Raw genomic sequence first — 18017 nt, forward strand, 5'->3', positions numbered from 1 at the left:
AGTTAGGATAGTATCAATATTCATGCATTTATTTTGAATAAAAATACAGTAAGGCAGAGCAGAAAGGAACCGGTAACGGCCCTGGCGAAAAAATGAACTGCTCAGTCCCGTGGGTGAACGGCAAAGCACGCTGATAAGCCCGGTAACCTGTTACGCCTGACGCGCGCGTCAGTCATCCACTAAGAAGGTGAGCGGAACCCATGTTGAATACGCTGATAGTTGGTGCCAGCGGCTATGCCGGTGCGGAACTTGCGACCTACCTGAATCGTCACCCGCATATGAACATAACCGGTTTGATGGTTTCAGCGCAAAGTGCAGATGCAGGAAAACGGCTCGACGAGCTGCATCCCCAGTTGAAAGGGATTATCGATCTGCCGGTGCTGCCGCTGGAGAACGTGGCCGAGGCCGCCAACGGCGTTGATGTGGTGTTCCTCGCGACGGCCCACGCCGTCAGCCACGATCTGGCCCCGCAATTCCTGGCGGCCGGTTGCGTGGTGTTTGACCTCTCCGGCGCGTTCCGGGTGCGTGACGCCGCCTTCTACACCGATTTCTATGGCTTTGAGCACCAGCACCCGGAATGGCTGGAGAAAGCCGTGTACGGGCTGGCTGAATGGCAGGCAGGCGCCCTGGCCGACGCGAAACTGATCGCCGTGCCGGGCTGCTACCCGACGGCGGCCCAGCTGGCGCTGAAGCCGCTGCTCGACAACAACCTGCTGAATACCGACCAGTGGCCGGTGATCAACGCCACCAGCGGCGTCAGCGGTGCCGGGCGCAAGGCCAGCCTGAAAAGCAGCGTCTGCGAAGTCAGCCTTCAGCCTTACGGCATCTTTAACCATCGCCACCATCCTGAAATTGTCGCCCATCTGGGCACGCCGGTGATCTTCACCTCGCACCTGGCAAACTTCCCGCGCGGCATCCTGGAAACCATCACCTGCCGTCTGAATGCAGGCGTGACGGCGCAGGATGTGGCGGAAGCGTTCCACAACGCCTACCACGACAAACCGCTGGTGCGCCTCTACCGCGAGGGGGTGCCGGCGCTGAAAGATGTGGTCGGCCTGCCGTTCTGCGACATTGGCTTTGCCGTGCAGGGCGAGCACCTGATTGTAGTCGCCACCGAGGACAACCTGCTGAAAGGGGCCTCCGCACAGGCGGTGCAATGCATGAATCTGCGCTTCGGGTTCCCGGAAACCCAGTCGCTGCTGTAATTCTCCGGCGCGGCCGGTGGGCGGCGTCTGCTAAACATTCGAGTCAAGATTTCAACAGGGTGAGGCGTGAACATGATGAATCCGTTAATTATCAAGCTGGGCGGTGTGCTGCTCGACAGCGAAGAGGCGCTGGAACGCCTGTTTGGCGCACTGGTGGCTTACCGTCAGGAACACCAGCGCCCGCTGATCATTGTGCATGGCGGCGGCTTCCTGGTGGATGAGCTGATGAGAAAGCTCTCGCTGCCGGTAGTGAAAAAGCACGGCCTGCGCGTCACGCCCGCTGACCAGATCGACATCATCACCGGGGCGCTGGCGGGCACCGCCAACAAAACCCTGCTGGCCTGGGCGATCAAAAACAACCTTAACGCCGTGGGCCTGAGCCTGGCTGACGGCAACACGGTAAACGTGGCGCAGTTTGATGAAGAGCTGGGCCACGTCGGCAAAGCGACCCCCGGCAACGCTTCCCTGCTGAACACCCTGCTGGGCGCCGGTTACCTGCCGATCATCAGCTCCATCGGCATTACGGCCGGGGGCGAACTGATGAACGTCAATGCGGATCAGGCTGCCACTGCGCTGGCAGAAACCCTGGGCGCGGATCTGATTCTGCTCTCTGACGTCAGCGGCATCCTGGACGGTAAAGGCCAGCGCATCGCGGAGATGACGGCGGAGAAAGCGGAACAGCTGATCGCGCAGGGCATCATCACCGACGGCATGGTCGTGAAAGTTAACGCCGCGCTGGACGCCGCCCGCACCCTTGGCCGGCCGGTGGATATCGCCAGCTGGCGTAATGCAGAGAAATTACCTGCCCTGTTTAACGGCGTGGCCATCGGCACACGCATCCTGGCGTAATGCCGGGTTTTTACTGAATTTACTGAATCTGTATCAAGGACATCATCATGCAAACTAAAGGCATCAAGAAAATCGTTCTGGCTTACTCCGGCGGTCTGGACACCTCAGCCATCATTCCATGGCTGAAAGAGAACTATGACTGCGAAGTGGTGGCTTTCGTCGCCGATATCGGCCAGGAGCGCAGCGATCTGGAAGGGATTGAGCAGAAAGCGCTGCGTACCGGTGCCTCTGAGTGCCATGTGGTCGACCTGCGTGAAGAATTCATCAAAGACTACGTTTACCCGGTGCTGCAAACCGGCGCCCTCTACGAAGGCAGCTACCTGCTGGGCACCTCAATGGCGCGCCCGCTGATTGCGAAAGCGCAGGTGGAACTGGCACTGAAAGTCGGCGCGGATGCCCTGTGCCACGGCGCAACCGGCAAAGGTAACGATCAGGTGCGTTTCGAAACCACCTACACCGCCCTGGCCCCGGAGCTGAAAGTGGTGGCACCGTGGCGTGAGTGGGACCTGCGTTCCCGTGAGGCGCTGCTGGCTTACCTGAAAGAGCGTGACATCCCGACCACCGCATCGCTGGAGAAGATCTACAGCCGTGACGAAAACGCCTGGCACATCTCCACCGAAGGTGGCGTGCTGGAAAGCCCATGGAATGCCGCGAACAAAGATTGCTGGGCCTGGACAGTTGACCCGGAAGAAGCCCCGGACGCCGCCGAACTGGTCACGGTTACCGTGGAAAAAGGCCGCGTAGTGGCGGTGAACGGCGAGGCGCTCAGCCCATACCAGTGCCTGGAAGCGCTGAACAAACTGGGCGTGAAACATGGCGTCGGCCGGATCGACATCGTGGAAAACCGTCTGGTGGGGATTAAATCCCGCGGCTGCTACGAAACCCCGGGCGGCACCATCATGATGGCGGCACTGCGCGGTGTGGAACAGCTGGTACTGGACCGTGACAGCTTCAAATGGCGTGAACAACTGGGCCACGAGATGTCCTACGTGGTGTATGACGGCCGCTGGTTCGCCCCGCTGCGCCAGTCCATCCAGGCAGCGGCAGAAGCGCTGGCCGAAGAGGTGAACGGTGAAGTGGTGGTGAAACTCTACAAAGGCACCGCTACCGCTATCCAGAAAAAATCTGCTAACAGCCTCTACTCCGAAGAGTTCGCGACCTTTGGTGAAGATGAAGTGTATGACCATAGCCACGCCGGCGGCTTCATCCGCCTGTTCTCGCTCTCTTCCCGCATCCGTGCGCTGAACGCGAAAAAGCAGTAATCGCCACGGGCCGCCCGGCGGCCCGGACAGGCACCCATTCTTATCAGGGCGCGGTACCGCGCCCTGTCAGTTACAGCATTTATCAGAAGGACGCACACTATGGCACTTTGGGGCGGGCGTTTTACCCAGGCAGCAGACCAACGTTTCAAACAACTCAATGACTCCCTGCGTTTCGATTACCGGCTGGCCGAACAGGATATCGTCGGCTCTGTCGCCTGGTCGAAGGCACTGGTCACGGTCAATGTGCTGACGCAGGATGAGCAGCAGCGACTGGAGGAAGCGCTGATGTTTCTGCTGGACGAGGTGCGCGCCAACCCGGAAGCCATTGTCGAAAGCGATGCGGAAGACATCCATAGCTGGGTGGAGCAGAAGCTGATCAACAAAGTGGGCGACCTCGGCAAGAAGCTGCACACCGGCCGCAGCCGTAACGATCAGGTCGCGACCGATCTGAAGCTGTGGTGCAAAGCGCAGGTGGCGGAGCTGCTGCTGTCGCTCAAAAACCTGCAACAGGCGCTGGTGGCGACCGCCGAGGCCAATCAGGATGCGGTGATGCCGGGGTATACCCACCTGCAACGCGCGCAGCCGGTGACCTTTGCCCACTGGTGCATGGCCTATGTCGAGATGCTGGCGCGGGATGAAAGCCGCCTGCGTGACACCCTGACGCGGCTGGACGTCAGCCCGCTGGGTTGTGGCGCGCTGGCCGGCACCGCTTACCCGATTGACCGGGAGCAACTGGCGGGCTGGCTCGGGTTCGCTTCTGCCACCCGTAACAGCCTGGACAGCGTCTCTGACCGTGACCACGTGCTGGAGCTGCTGTCAAATGCGGCCATCAGCATGGTGCACCTGTCGCGCTTTGCCGAAGATCTGATCTTCTTCAACACCGGCGAGGCGGGCTTTGTGGAGCTGTCAGACCGCGTGACCTCCGGCTCGTCACTGATGCCGCAGAAGAAAAACCCCGACGCGCTGGAACTGATCCGCGGTAAAAGCGGCCGGGTACAGGGTGCGCTGACCGGCATGATGATGACCATGAAAGGGCTGCCGCTGGCCTACAACAAGGACATGCAGGAAGACAAAGAAGGGCTGTTTGACGCGCTGGAAACCTGGTTTGACTGCCTGAACATGGCAGCGCTGGTGCTGGACGGCATCAAGGTGAAACGCGCCCGCACGCAGGAAGCGGCGGAGCAGGGTTACGCCAATGCCACGGAGCTGGCAGATTATCTGGTGGCGAAAGGCATTCCGTTCCGCGAGGCGCACCATATTGTCGGCGCGGCGGTGGTGGAAGCCATTAACCAGGGTGTGGCGCTGGAAGCGTTGCCGCTGGCAACGTTACAGACGTTCAGCAGCGTGATTGGCGACGATGTCTACCCAATCCTGTCACTGCAATCCTGTCTGGATAAACGTGACGCCAAAGGCGGCGTGTCACCGCATCAGGTGGCAAACGCCATCACCGAGGCGAAACAGCGGTTAGCGTAGAGCGCCATGGTGGGTGTGTGCCGTAAACAAAAAACCCAGGAGCCATCCGGCTCCTGGGTTTTATTACGCTGATAAAAAGGGGTTATTGGTTAATGAGTGAGCCACCGTTTTTCAGCATATCGCTGGTGAGCAGGGTTTCAGTGATAGGCGTGTAAACGCTGTTACTAAAGCGATACAGTTTAATTTTATCACCTGCTTTCAACTGGTTAGTCCAGGTGCCGGTGACCATATTTGTCTCGGTATTAATGGTTTTCTTACCATGGTCTATCGAGCCATTCTGACTTTTGCCGATATATTTGCCGTTCAGCTCAATAGAAAAGTTAACGTCTGAGGCTTTATGCGCTTCTTGAGTCACCGTCATTTGCAGAACCGGCTTACCCTCCTGAAGTGCGAGAGCAAATCCTTTCAGCTGTTCGCCGATGATGGGCGCCACCGAAGTTTTCCCTTCCAGGGTTTTTTCTGACACGGTGATGGTTTCCAGGGGGGTCTGAACGCCATTGGAATAGTTCCACAGGTGTAATGTATCACCGACTTTTAGCGGGATACCCCAGGAACAGGTTACAATATCATTCACCGTGTCTGTTTTTTTCGTTCCCCATTCATAGCATCGGTTGTACTGGCTTTTCGCCCAATATTTACCATTAAGCTCAATGGTATAGTTCATATTTCTCGCTTCGTGAGCCGGGCGATCTAATGACAAACTGGTCATCGGGACACCATTGCTGATGACTACTTCAAACCCTTTTAGGGCGGCCAGGGCAGGGTTAATTTCGTCATCAACATGCGTAAACGGCGCGAAGATCTTGCTGTAGGCATACATCGGCGCTTGTTGTTCAGTCATGCCGCTGTGTTCCGGGCTGACCTGTTTGGCGATGCCCGGCTGGTCACGCGCCATCGACCAGATGCCGATCATGCCGAGATCGCGTTTCACCGCATCTTCCATCACCAGTTTTGCATCAGACTGGTAGAACACTTCGCCCTGAACGTCGTTGTACCCGATCATCGGGGTGGTGCCCATCATGGCGTTGATCTCTTTGTCGGACTTGGCCGGCCAGATTTTCTTCAACTGTGCGGACATGTTGTCGATCGCGGAGGTCGCGCAGGTGCCGTGGATGTTCTGGCCTTCGGTGTTGTCAGACTGGCAAACCGAGTTGCCGTAGTCCATGGTCATCACGTTGATACCGGCCAGATCGACCCCGGCGTCACGCGCATCTTCCAGCACATACAGCCCTTCGGCGGTCAGACCGGTCGGCAGGATCGGCAGCGTGTACCAGATGCCGACTTTGCGGCCTTCCTCTTTCCATTTCGCCTGTACCGCTTTTACGGCGCGGTTACGGCGCTGGATTGACTCGTGATCCGCCACCCAGGTGCCTTCGATGTCAAAGTCCAGCACGTTCAGGTTCAGGTTATCCACGATGTCATGGTAAAGCTGGGTCAGGTCAGCGTCGTTTTTACAGGCAGCGGCCAGCGGGGCATTGTTTGCACCACCAATGGAAACCATGATGTCGCCACCGGCTTCACGCAGCGCCTTGATTTTGCTGTACTGGGTGTAGTCCTGCAGGTTGTAGGCGGTGCCCCAGGTCGGCAGGCACTGGTCACCACTTTTCGCCACCACAAATGCCATGGTGAAGTGGTTAACGTTCTGCTCTTTCGCCAGTTTCGCCAGATCCGGAATACTGTTCAGGCTGAAGTCCACATACGGTGCATAAACATGGGCCGGCCACGGGTTTTTCGGCGTGCCTACGCGCTCCTTGGTGCCCGCCCAGTCGATGTACACTGCCCACGGGTTAGCATCTGTTGGGGAGGCGTGCTGAACTTTGGCCTGCGCCACATACGGCTGGCCCCGGAACTGCACCAGTTGCCCGGCAGGGTAGAGGGTAGCAGCGCTGAACTGCGGGGCGGCGGCCAGTTGTTCCGGCGTGTATTCCACCGTCGCGCCTAACGGTTTCCATGGACGGCCGTTGTTATTGTCCGGGTTCTGGTTAGCCGGGTTTGAAGGGTCATCACCGATGGTGTAGAACAGCGCCTCGTAAGACTGGCCGTTCACCTTGACCACATCCCCTTTATTATAGGTTTTGGAGGCGATCCAGGTGTCTACCGGCGTATAAAGCTGCCACGGGTTGCCTTCAGCCGGAATAAAGGAATAGGCCGGCACCGCACCGTTTGCTTTATAGCTATTGTCCTGATACATCACGATATCGCCTTCTTTATAGGCTTTATCGGTGCTGAAGGTTTCATGCACAACCGGGGTGCCGCCGCCGTTAATATCACAGCTGGTCGGGTTACCGTATTCTGCTATTTCAGCGCTGGTAGCCGTGCGGAGATAACGCCACGGGTTATTGGCTTCATCGGCGGCGGCATCTTTCGGGCAGTTAGCGGCAGCCACCCACCATGCATTCTGGTAGACACTGCCGTCAAAAATAACCTGCATCGTGTCGCCACCTTCCTGGCCATTCCAGGCTTCCAGCGCGAAAGCACTGGCGGCACCGGTGGTCAAACCAATGGCAAGTAATGCCCTGGAAATACGTGTTAATTTCATTGTCATTCCCTTTGAATAATAAATTTTACGCGTGCTAATAAAATCGCGGAAAGGATATTAACAAAGCGAATAACATGAAAAATTTAATAATTATTGAAGTGGCAATTAACTATTTTTTAGAGTTTCATTTAAATAGATCAAGGTTATTTTTTATCTTGTTCTATTTATACGTGGCTATGCGTGGGAATAAGGGTGGGTACAGGGCTGGGAAATAAAAAGCGGGCCTGGCAGGCCCGCTTTTCGTTGAGGAACGGTGACAGTTTACTCGCCCGGGCAGCGCTGGCAGCGTTCGGCCTCGTCATTGCCGAGGCGCAGTTTGCTTTGCAGATCGCGCAGGGCCGTGCGCAGCCCCTCTTCAATCACCGGATGGTAGAACGGCATATCCAGCATCTGGTTGATGGTCATTTTCTGCTGATGTGCCCACGCCAGCAAGTGTGCCAGATGTTCAGCATCCGGGCCGATCATCTCCGCACCGAGGAACAGCCCGGTACCTTGCTCGCCATAAACGTGCAGCCTGCCTTTATTACGCAGCATCACCCGTGAACGGCCCTGGTTCTCAAAGGAGACCTCACCGATTTCAAAGCAGCCACAGGCGCCCAGCGCACTGTTCAGTTCGCGGTAGGTGGCGCCGACCATGGCAATCTGCGGATCGGAGAATACCACTGAGATCGCGCTGCGGCGTAAACCCGGGTTCACTTCCGGGAAGGCCCCGGCGTTATCGCCGGCAATCCGTGCCTGATCGCTGGCTTCATGCAGTAGCGGCAACTGGTTGCTGGCATCACCGGCAATAAAAATGTGCGGCACGCTGGTTTGCATGGTGAGGCGGCCGGCCGTCGGTACGCCGCGCGCATCCAGCGTCAGGGTGGTGTTTTCCAACCCGAGCTTATCAACGTTCGGGCGACGGCCGGTAGCGGCCAGCACGTAATCCACCATCAGATCCTGCGGGTTGCCCTGTTTGTCCTGATAGCGGATGAAGACGCGATCGCCTTCGCGCTGCATCATCTCGATTTTTGCATCCGGATCGAGGTAAAACTCGTTGCCCAGGGTGGCGGCGGCATAGTCGCGCACACGCGGGTCAGTGAGCGGGCCGACACCACCGCCGACGCCAAACACTTTCACCTCGACGCCAAGGCGATGCAGCGCCTGGCCCAGCTCCAGGCCGATTACGCCGGGGCCGAATACCGCGACGGAGGCCGGGAGGTCATCCCAGCTGAAGACGTCATCATTAATCACCAGACGATCGCCCAGTGCGTCCCAGGCTGCGGGCCAGGTGGGGCGCGAGCCGGTAGCAATCACGATGCGCTGCGCCACGATGCGGGTGTGGTCATCCACCATCAGCGTGTTGTCATCAATAAAACGGGCATAGCCGGAGATTTTGTCACGCGCCGGGATGTTATCGACACCCTCAAGCACGAAGCCGACAAACCGGTCGCGCTCATACTTGACGCGATCCATGACTTCACGACCATTGATCACGATTTCACCCTGAGGGTGGATGCCGAAACCGTGGGCGCGTTCCGCCTGGTGTACGGCTTCCGCCGCCGCAATCAGCAGTTTGGAAGGCATACAGCCTACCCGCGCGCAGGTAGTACCAAACGGGCCGCCCTCGATCATCACCACATTCGGCGTGGAAAGTTTCGCGGCGCGGTAAGCGCCCAGGCCGGCGGTGCCGCCGCCGATGACGGCAACGTCGACGTTTAGTTGTTTCATGGTATGCCTCGGTTTTCTGCTGTGTAAAAAAGGGACGGGAATAAAAAAGGCGGGCTAAAAGCCCGCCAAAATTCACGTTGGCTGTTTCTTATTGTTAATACGCAGGGATGGCTTATCTCTTACGTCAGGGTTATACGGCCAGGAAGGTTTCCAGATCGTCGCTGCCACCAATGTGACGGCCGCCGATGAAGACCTGTGGTACCGTGGCGCGGCCGGAAACAGCGCGCAGGCTGACGGTGGTCGCGTCTTTGCCCAGAACGATCTCTTCGTACTGAATACCGCGCTCTTGCAGCATCTGTTTTGCCTTGGCACAGAACGGGCAGCCCGGCTTAGTGAACACAGAGACGGATTCCTGGATTTTGAACTCAGGTGCCAGGTATTTCAGCATGGTGTCAGCGTCAGAGACTTCAAACGGGTCGCCCGGCTTGTTCGGCTCAACGAACATTTTTTCTACCACGCCGTTACGAACCAGCATGGAGTAACGCCAGGAGCGCGGGCCAAAGCCCAGGTCCGCTTTCTCTACCAGCATTTCCATACCTTTGGTGAACTCGCCGTTACCGTCCGGGATGAAGGTGATGTTTTCAGCGTGCTGATCGTTTTTCCATGCGTTCATCACGAACGTATCGTTCACGGAAACACACAGGATGCTGTCTACGCCGTGCTGGCGGAACACACCGGCCAGTTCGTTGTAACGCGGCAGATGGCTGGAAGAACAGGTCGGGGTAAAGGCACCCGGCAGTGAAAAGACGATAACCGTTTTATTTTTGAACAGGTCGTCGGTTGTGACATCAACCCACTGGTCGCCCTGACGGGTATGAAACACAACCTGTGGGACTTGCTTACCTTCTTGGCTTGAAAACATCGATAACCTCTTAAAATAAAGGATGAATTTCTTATTTCTGCATGTGACTTGCTTCGTTGGGGTACATTATTCACGCTGGGGGTTGATAGATCTAATCGTTGATTGCTATCTTATTCATTGCCATGAGCTATCATGGGTCGGAGGAAAAAATGAACATTCGCGATTTAGAGTATTTGGTTTCCCTGGCGGAATTCCGCCATTTCCGGCGTGCGGCGGATGCCTGCCACGTCAGCCAGCCCACCCTGAGCGGCCAGATCCGTAAGCTGGAAGATGAACTGGGGGTGATGTTGCTGGAACGCACCAGCCGTAAGGTGCTGTTCACCCAGGCCGGGCTGTTGCTGGTGGAGCAGGCCCGCACCGTGTTGCGTGAGGTGAAAGTGCTCAAGGAGATGGCAAGCCAGCAGGGAGAGACCATGTCCGGCCCGCTGCATATTGGCTTGATCCCGACGCTCGGGTCTTACCTGCTGCCGCATATCATCCCGATGCTGCACCAGACGTTCCCGAAGCTGGAGATGTACCTGCACGAGGCGCAAACCCATCAGTTGCTGGCACAGCTCGACAGCGGCAAGCTCGATTGTGTGATTCTGGCGCTGGTGAAAGAGTCAGAATCCTTTATCGAAGTGCCGTTGTTTGATGAGCCGCTGAAGCTGGCCGTGTATACCGATCACCCCTGGGCGGGGCGTGACCGCGTGGCGATGGCGGAGCTGTCCGGTGAAAAGCTGCTGATGCTGGAAGATGGCCACTGCCTGCGCGACCAGGCGATGGGCTTCTGCTTCCAGGCCGGGGCGGACGAGGACACCCACTTCCGTGCCACCAGCCTGGAAACCCTGCGGAACATGGTGGCGGCCGGCAGCGGCATCACGCTGTTGCCTGCGCTGGCGGTGCCGAATGAGCGCCAGCGTGACGGCGTGAGCTACATGCAGTGCTGCAAACCGGAGCCGAAGCGGACCATTGCGCTGGTCTATCGCCCCGGCTCACCACTGCGCAGCCGCTATGAGCAACTGGCAGAGGCCATCAAAGAGCATATGCAGCCGATGTTTGACACCGCATTAAAACAGGCGGTTTAACCCGTTCAGTGCGGCAACGCGGTAGGCTTCCGCCATCGTGGGGTAGTTGAAGGTGGTATTGACGAAATACTCAATAGTATTGCCTTCCCCTTTCTGTTCCATGATGGCCTGGCCGATGTGAATAATCTCCGCCGCGCGCTCGCCAAAGCAGTGAATACCCAGAATCTCCTTGGTTTCGCGGTGGAAAAGCAGTTTCAGGCTGCCTACATTCATCCCGGCAATTTGCGCCCGCGCCAGATGCTTGAACTGCGCCCGGCCCACTTCATACGGCACTTTCATCGCCGTGAGTTCCTGCTCGGTTTTGCCCACGGAACTGATTTCCGGGATGGTGTAGATCCCGCTCGGGATGTTTTCAATCAGGTGGACTTTGGCTTCACCCTGGATCATCGCCTGCGCGGCAATGCGCCCCTGGTCATACGCGGCCGAGGCCAGGCTCGGGTAGCCAATCACATCCCCCACGGCATAAATATGCGACAGCGCCGTCTGGTACATGCTGTTAACTTTCAGCAGACCACGGCTGTCTGCCTGCAGGCCGATGGTTTCCAGCCCCAGATTGTCGGTGTTGCCGGTGCGGCCGTTGGCGTACAGCAGGCAGTCTGCTTTGACTTTCTTGCCCGATTTCAGGTGCACAATCACCCCGTCCTCGACCCCTTCAATCCGCTCGTACTCTTCGTTATGGCGGATCACCACGCCATTGTTCCAGAAGTGGTAGGAGAGGGCGTCTGACATCTCCTGATCCAGGAACGCCAGCAGGCGGTCGCGGGTGTTGATTAAGTCCACTTTCACCCCAAGACCACGGAAGATCGACGCATATTCGCAGCCGATCACCCCAGCGCCGTAAATAATGACGTGGCGCGGTTCGTGACTCAGTTGCAGGATGGAGTCGCTGTCATAGATGCGCGGGTGGCCGAAATCGACCTCTGCCGGGCGGTAGGGGCGCGAGCCGCAGGCGATCACAATTTGCCCGGCGGTCAGGCGGTCGGTGGTGCCGTCCGGGTAGCGGACACTGATGGTATTGGCGTCAATAAAGGTGGCATCACCGGAGAAAAGCTGGCACTGATTGCGCTCATAGAAGCTCTGGCGCATGCGGGTCTGCTGGTTTATCACCGAGTCGGCATGGCGCAGAATATCAGGAAAACTGGAACTGAGTGAGCGGGAGGTGGTGTCACTGTAAAGCGGGTTCTGGTTGAATTCGATGATGCGGCTGACGGCGTGGCGGAGGGCTTTCGAGGGGATGGTGCCCCAGTGGGTACATCCGCCGCCCACGTTGTTGTAGCGTTCAATCACCGCAACCCGTGCGCCCTGTTTCACCAGGCCCATTGCGGCCCCTTCACCGCCAGGGCCGGAGCCGATGACGATCGCATCAAATTGGAAGTGCTGTTGCATGTCTGAGGCACCTATTCTTATACAAAATTACAACGAGATTGTAACATCATAGGCTCGAATCCCCAATCCGCCGTAGTCTTTTCGTGGGGCGCACTGCCATTTTTTCACCGTCACTGACTGTTGCATGTTTGTAGAAGCGTCGGGTCTGAAAAGTTTGATATAGTGCGGCAATGGCAGGCGCATCGGTTGACAGGACACTCCTCTGGAAAAGGTTATGGGCGTAAGAGCACAACAAAAAGAACGCACCCGGCGCTCACTGATCGAGGCGGCATTCAGCCAGCTCAGCGCCGAGCGCAGTTTTGCCAGCCTGAGCCTGCGCGAGGTCTCCCGCGAGGCGGGTATAGCCCCGACATCGTTCTATCGCCACTTCCGGGATGTGGATGAACTGGGGCTGACGATGGTGGATGAGAGCGGCCTGATGCTGCGCCAGCTGATGCGCCAGGCGCGCCAGCGTATCGCCAAGGGCGGCAGCGTGATCCGCACCTCGGTCTCCACCTTTATGGAATTTATCGGTAATAACCCTAATGCATTCCGTTTGCTGTTGCGCGAGCGCTCCGGCACCTCTGCCGCGTTCCGTGCCGCCGTGGCGCGTGAGATTCAGCACTTTATCGCGGAACTGGCCGATTACCTGGAGCTGGAAAACCATATGCCGCGCAGCTTTACCGAAGCCCAGGCCGAAGCGATGGTGACCATTGTGTTCAGTGCCGGTGCGGAAGCGCTGGATGTGGACATTGAACAACGCCGCCGGCTGGAAGAGCGGCTGGTGCTGCAACTGCGGATGATTTCAAAAGGCGCGTACTACTGGTACCGCCGGGAGCAGGAGAGAGCGGCGTTGTCGCAGGATTAACGGCACTGCCGGCCGGCACTCTTCATGTTTCTTTTACACCATGTTTCCTTCAAACCCACGACAGATAGGTAAAAAGATGACAGAACACCCTCGCCGCGAGAAAGGTACCCTGCTGCTCGCCCTGATTGCCGGGTTATCGATTAACGGCTCCTTTGCCGCGCTGTTCAGCTCGGTGGTGCCGTTTTCCGTCTTCCCGTTGATTTCCCTGCTGCTGGCGATTTACTGCCTGCACCAGCGTTACCTGAACCGCACGATGCCGCAGGGCATGCCGTCGCTGGCGGCCGCCTGCTTTATGCTGGGCCTGCTGCTCTACAGCGCGATTGTCCGGGCGGAGTACCCGCAGATTGGCTCCAACTTCCTGCCGGCCATTCTGGCGGTGGCGCTGGTCTTCTGGATTGGCGTCAAACTCAAGGCGCGCGACAGCAGAGTGAACCCGGAAGTCTGATCGCAGTATCGCCCATAAAAAAAGCCCTCAGTTGAGGGCTTTTTTGTGCCTGTCATCCGGCGTCGCGCTTCACCAGCAGGACGCCACACTCCATATGGTGCGTGTAGGGGAACTGATCAAACAGCGCCAGCCGCGTGATGTCGTGGGTCTGGCTCAGAGTTTGCAGGTTCTCACACAGTGTCTCCGGGTTGCAGGAGATATAGAGGATGCGCGGGTAACCCTGCACCAGCGCGACGGTGTCGGCATCTAACCCGCTGCGCGGTGGGTCAACAAAGATGGTTTCGCACTGATAGCTGCGTAAATCGATGCCCTTCAGGCGGTTAAATTCCCGCACGCCGTTCATCGCCTGGGTAAAGTCTTCCGCCGCCATGCGGATGATCTGCACATTATCGATCTGGTTGGCGGCAATGTTGTATTGCGCGGCGGCTACGGACGGTTTCGCGATTTCCGTCGCCAGTACCCGGTTAAAGTTACGCGCCAGCGCCAGTGAGAAGTTGCCGTTACCGCAGTAGAGCTCCAGCAGATCGCCGGTGGACCCATGGGTGGCATCCAGCGCCCACTCCAGCATGCTCACGTTCACCGCGGCATTGGGCTGGGTAAAGCTGTTTTCCACCTGACGGTAGATCATCTCTTTCCCCGCCACCGGCAGGCACTCATCGACATAGTCCTGATCCAGCATGATCTTGGTTTTCGTCGCACGGCCGATCAGTTGCAGGTCGAACCCCTGCGCCCGCAGGCGATCGCGCAGTGCGGTAGCGGCCTGTTGCCACTCCTCATCCAGCTTGCGGTGATAGAGCAGTGAGGCGATGATTTTGCCGCTCCGGGTAGAGAGGTAATCTATCTGGAACAATTTGCGGCGTAATACCGGCAGCGGTTTCAGTTCATTAATCAGCGCTGTCATCAGGCGGTTGATCAGCTCGCTGGCTGCCGGGAACTGGTCGACCCGGATACGCGCCTTGGTCTGCTGGTCAAACATGATATGGAACAGTTCTTCCTCATCATGCCAGACACGGAACTCTGCCCGCATACGGTAGTGCTGTTTAGGGGAGGGGAAGACGTCCGGCTCCGGCGCGGCAAACGGCGACATCAGCGTCTTGAGACGGGCGGTTTTTTCCGCCAGCTGGTCGTCATATTGGTCAATGGGCAGCGTGTCAGGCGTCATGGAATTTCTCGTCTGGATAGGGGAAAAAGAGTCGGTTTGCGGGGATTGTAGGGAAAGTCAGGACTAAGTCCAGTTTTGTGACGTTAATTTCCTGCCGCGAACGTGGAAGTCTAGACTTCCATATGGGTTGATCGTAGCATTGCGCTCCGGCCTCTATCAATGAGTTAAAAGGGAATCCGGTGTAAATCCGGAACTGACGCGCAGCGGTAAGGGGAAGTCACGGCGAACGCATTACTGCAGACACTGCTCCGCAAGGGGTGGGAAGTCTTCGCCCGGCGTGCTGATATTGCACGGATCCCAAGTCCGAAGACCTGCCGGGATACCCGTCGCATTATTCATCTTCGTCGCGAACTGCGAGGATGACTGCCTGCGGCATCCTGCCAATTAAGTTTGGATGCGTTTCGCATGACAATAAAAAAATCCCTGCTGTGGACAGCGCTCTCTGCCACGGCCTTTTCCGGCTGGGCGCACGCCGCTGCTGAAGATAACAATAATGATAGTGTGGTGGTGACGGCGAACCGGACTCAACAGCCGGTCTCTTCTGTGCTGGCCCCAACTGATGTGGTAACCCGCGAGGAAATAGATCGCTGGCAGGCCAAAAGCGTGACTGATGTCATCCGGCGTCTGCCGGGCGTCGATATAACCCAGAGCGGTGGAATGGGGCAAACGACCTCTGTTTATGTCCGCGGTACTGAAGCGCGCCATACACTGGTGCTTGTGGATGGCATCCCGCTGGCAAAGCCGGGTATTACCGGTATTGCAGACTTCAGCCAGATCCCGATTGCGCTGGTACAGCGTATTGAATTTATTCGCGGCCCGCGTTCGGCGGTATATGGGGCAGATGCGATTGGTGGTGTCATCAATATTATCACCCAGACTGATGAACCAGGCGCGCAGGTCGATGTTGGGGTTGGGTCTGACCACTACCAACAATATGACGGCAGCCTGCGCCAGAAAATCGGTGATAAAACGTTGGTAACGGTGGCCGGAGCTTTCCAGGACACCAAAGGGTTTAACGTACAGCCAGACTCGGCCTATTCAGTAGACAGCGATCGTGATGGCTTCCGTAGTAAAACGTTCTGGGCGGGGATTGATCATACCTTTAATGACCAGTTCGCTGGGTTCGTTCGTGGTTATGGTTACGACAATAAAAGTGGTTATGACGCGGGTTATCAGGATGGCGGGGACGAGCGCCAGCTTTATAACCACACTTATGAAGGTGGGCTGACTTTCACTGAAGGCGATTACACCTCGCAGCTAACGGGCAGCTTCCAGAAATATAAAGATTATAACTATGCCAGTACGCTGGGGTTGTATCAGTCCGGTACGACGTTGGACGATATGGATCAGCGTAACCTTCAATGGGGTAACAGCTTTCGTATCGGGCAGGGCATGGTGAGTGCCGGTGTGGATTGGCAACAACAGAAATTGACTTCTTCAGATGCCAACGCATCCGATTCCTATACACGTGACAATACGGGTCTTTACCTTACCGGCCAACAACAGTTCGGCACCGTCACCCTGGAAGGGGCAGCCCGTGGTGATGATAACAATCAATTTGGCTGGAACGGCACCTGGCAAGCGGCGGCAGGCTGGGAATTCATCCCCGCTTATCGTGTGACCCTCTCTTACAGTACTGGCTTCCAGGCACCTACTCTGGGGCAGATGTACGGTCAGCAGCGCCTTTATATCTCTTCTAATCCGGATCTTGAGGCTGAGCGCTCCAGGCAATGGGAAGTAGGGCTGGAAGGGTTGAGCGGCCCGCTGGACTGGCGCCTGTCAGCGTATCAAAACAAAATCAATAATCTGATTGATTACTATTATGATGAGGCAACTTATCAGGGAAGTTATTACAACGTTCAGTCTGCCACCATCAAAGGTATTGAATGGACCGGCAGTATGGAGACCGGCATCTTCAGCCACCGTATTACGCTGACTTATCTCGATCCGCGCCGTGACCAGGATAATGAGGTGCTGGCTCACCGCTCCAAGCAACAATTCAAGTACCAGCTGGACTGGACAATGTTCAATCTGGATATGGATATCGCCTATCAGTATTTCGGCAAAAGCTATAACAACAATACTAACCAGTACGCCTCAGAGCAGCGGCGTATGCCAGGCTACAGTCTGGTCGATCTTTCCGCCTCTTATCCGGTTACATCGCACCTGACCGTTCGTGGTAGAATTGCCAACCTGTTTGATAAAGATTATGAGACGGTTTATGGCTACGAAACACCAGGACGTGAATACTACCTCACTGGCAGCTATACCTTCTGACCCTTCCTTACTGACCCCCCGCCCCACGGCGCTGGTATTTGACTCCGGCGTCGGGGGGCTCTCGGTCTATCAGGAGATCCGGCAGCTGTTGCCGGATCTCCACTATATCTATGCCTTCGATAATGTCGCTTTTCCCTATGGGGAGAAGTCAGAGCAGTTCATCGTTGAACGGGTGGTGGAGATTGTAGAGGCCGTGGCCCGGCGTCATCCCCTGGCGATTATCATTATTGCCTGCAATACCGCGAGCACCGTAACCTTGCCTGCTTTGCGTGAACGCTTTACCTGCCCCGTCGTCGGCGTGGTACCCGCGATCAAGCCGGCAGCCAAACTCACGCGTAATGGTGTAGTGGGTTTGTTAGCGACCCGCGCCACCGTACAACGCCCTTATACACACGATTTGGTGGCCCGCTTTGCGACGGATTGTGAAATCCTGATGCTGGGATCGTCAGAGCTGGTGGAGATAGCTGAGGCGAAACTGCACGGTAAAGATGTGCCGCTTGAGGCATTGCAAAAGATTGTAAGGCCCTGGCTGAAACTGCCAGAACCGCCTGATACGGTCGTTCTGGGCTGTACGCACTTCCCTTTAGTCGCTGATGAGTTAATGCAGGTTCTGCCGGAGGGCACCCGGCTGGTGGATTCCGGGGCTGCAATCGCCCGCCGTACCGCCTGGCTGATTGCGAATCAGGAAAGTGTGCCGCTTTCTACAGAAAAAAACATTGCATACTGTATGGGCATTTCAGCGCAAACAGAGGCTCTACGCCCTGTTTTGGCCGGTTATGGCTTTAAAACCATCGAAAAACTGTCACTTTAGCAGCGGCTGGTTTAAATTTTAGCCGGTTGAATAATTTTTTGAATTTAGGGGTTGCAGCCTGTCAGGAACTCCCTATAATGCGCCTCCACTGACCGGGAACAACGACCAACACGTCGCCGGGT

Annotated in this window: 14 protein-coding genes and 1 riboswitch; of the genes, 9 read left to right on the forward strand and 5 right to left on the reverse strand. The window is 56.9% G+C overall.

The genetic code is table 11. The features are described from left to right. The first annotated feature begins 200 nt into the window (after positions 1-200). The 4 genes from argC to argH all read left to right on the forward strand — a co-directional run bounded on the left by argC (position 201) and on the right by argH (position 4789). Positions 201-1205, forward strand: a complete 1005-nt coding sequence (gene argC, locus CYR55_RS16855) for an N-acetyl-gamma-glutamyl-phosphate reductase (protein WP_101817521.1) — start codon at positions 201-203, stop codon at positions 1203-1205. A gap of 72 nt (positions 1206-1277) precedes the next feature. After that, the gene (gene argB, locus CYR55_RS16860; RefSeq protein ID WP_175580814.1) at positions 1278-2054 is read left to right on the forward strand and encodes an acetylglutamate kinase; all 777 of its coding nucleotides are present in this window, start codon (positions 1278-1280) and stop codon (positions 2052-2054) included. A 47-nt stretch (positions 2055-2101) separates the two neighbouring features. Then, the gene (locus CYR55_RS16865; protein ID WP_101817522.1) at positions 2102-3316 is read left to right on the forward strand and encodes an argininosuccinate synthase; all 1215 of its coding nucleotides are present in this window, start codon (positions 2102-2104) and stop codon (positions 3314-3316) included. A gap of 99 nt (positions 3317-3415) precedes the next feature. Then, entirely contained in the window at positions 3416-4789 is a 1374-nt protein-coding gene (argH, locus tag CYR55_RS16870) for an argininosuccinate lyase (RefSeq protein ID WP_101817523.1), read from the forward strand. 82 nt (positions 4790-4871) lie between these two features. Here argH and CYR55_RS16875 read toward each other — a convergent pair whose 3' ends face one another. From CYR55_RS16875 to CYR55_RS16885, 3 genes are all read right to left on the reverse strand, one after another. Beyond that, positions 4872-7328, reverse strand: coding sequence for a glycosyl hydrolase family 18 protein (locus CYR55_RS16875; protein ID WP_101817524.1), 2457 nt, complete (start codon positions 7326-7328; stop codon positions 4872-4874). Positions 7329-7589: 261 nt separating this feature from the next. Continuing rightward, positions 7590-9038, reverse strand: coding sequence for a dihydrolipoyl dehydrogenase (locus CYR55_RS16880; RefSeq protein WP_101817525.1), 1449 nt, complete (start codon positions 9036-9038; stop codon positions 7590-7592). A gap of 130 nt (positions 9039-9168) precedes the next feature. Further along, positions 9169-9900, reverse strand: coding sequence for a glutathione peroxidase (locus CYR55_RS16885; RefSeq protein WP_072931628.1), 732 nt, complete (start codon positions 9898-9900; stop codon positions 9169-9171). Between the two features lie 149 nt (positions 9901-10049). Here CYR55_RS16885 and oxyR point away from each other — a divergent pair, with 149 nt between their 5' ends. Continuing rightward, complete coding sequence (gene oxyR / locus CYR55_RS16890) at positions 10050-10967, forward strand: DNA-binding transcriptional regulator OxyR (protein ID WP_101817526.1); 918 nt, start codon at positions 10050-10052, stop codon at positions 10965-10967. Here the strand turns inward: oxyR and sthA are convergent. After that, a complete protein-coding gene (sthA, locus tag CYR55_RS16895) occupies positions 10950-12353 on the reverse strand; it encodes a Si-specific NAD(P)(+) transhydrogenase (protein WP_101817527.1) in 1404 nt (467 codons plus the stop codon). The genes oxyR and sthA overlap by 18 nt on opposite strands. Before the next feature lie 214 nt (positions 12354-12567). Here sthA and fabR point away from each other — a divergent pair, with 214 nt between their 5' ends. Together fabR and CYR55_RS16905 are read left to right on the forward strand one after the other, a co-directional pair. Continuing rightward, positions 12568-13200 (forward strand): HTH-type transcriptional repressor FabR, encoded by a 633-nt coding sequence (gene fabR, locus CYR55_RS16900; RefSeq protein WP_165699618.1) that lies wholly within the window; start codon positions 12568-12570, stop codon positions 13198-13200. Between the two features lie 76 nt (positions 13201-13276). Then, on the forward strand, positions 13277-13645 hold the full coding sequence (locus CYR55_RS16905) for a YijD family membrane protein (protein ID WP_101817529.1): 369 nt from the start codon (positions 13277-13279) through the stop codon (positions 13643-13645). A gap of 52 nt (positions 13646-13697) precedes the next feature. Here CYR55_RS16905 and trmA read toward each other — a convergent pair whose 3' ends face one another. Next, positions 13698-14807 (reverse strand): tRNA (uridine(54)-C5)-methyltransferase TrmA, encoded by a 1110-nt coding sequence (trmA, locus tag CYR55_RS16910; RefSeq protein ID WP_101817530.1) that lies wholly within the window; start codon positions 14805-14807, stop codon positions 13698-13700. A 130-nt stretch (positions 14808-14937) separates the two neighbouring features. Further along, positions 14938-15140: riboswitch (cobalamin riboswitch) on the forward strand. Between the two features lie 72 nt (positions 15141-15212). Between trmA and btuB the strand changes: the two genes are divergently transcribed. Continuing rightward, positions 15213-17084 carry a TonB-dependent vitamin B12 receptor BtuB gene (gene btuB / locus CYR55_RS16915; RefSeq protein ID WP_101817531.1) on the forward strand — a complete coding sequence of 624 codons (1872 nt, stop codon included), beginning with the start codon at positions 15213-15215 and terminating at the stop codon, positions 17082-17084. Further along, on the forward strand, positions 17029-17895 hold the full coding sequence (gene murI / locus CYR55_RS16920; RefSeq protein WP_101817532.1) for a glutamate racemase: 867 nt from the start codon (positions 17029-17031) through the stop codon (positions 17893-17895). The genes btuB and murI overlap by 56 nt, the downstream gene beginning before the upstream one ends. The last annotated feature ends 122 nt before the right edge of the window (positions 17896-18017 follow it).

It is taken from the genome of Chimaeribacter californicus (assembly GCF_002858675.1).
Lineage (GTDB): Bacteria > Pseudomonadota > Gammaproteobacteria > Enterobacterales > Enterobacteriaceae > Chimaeribacter > Chimaeribacter californicus.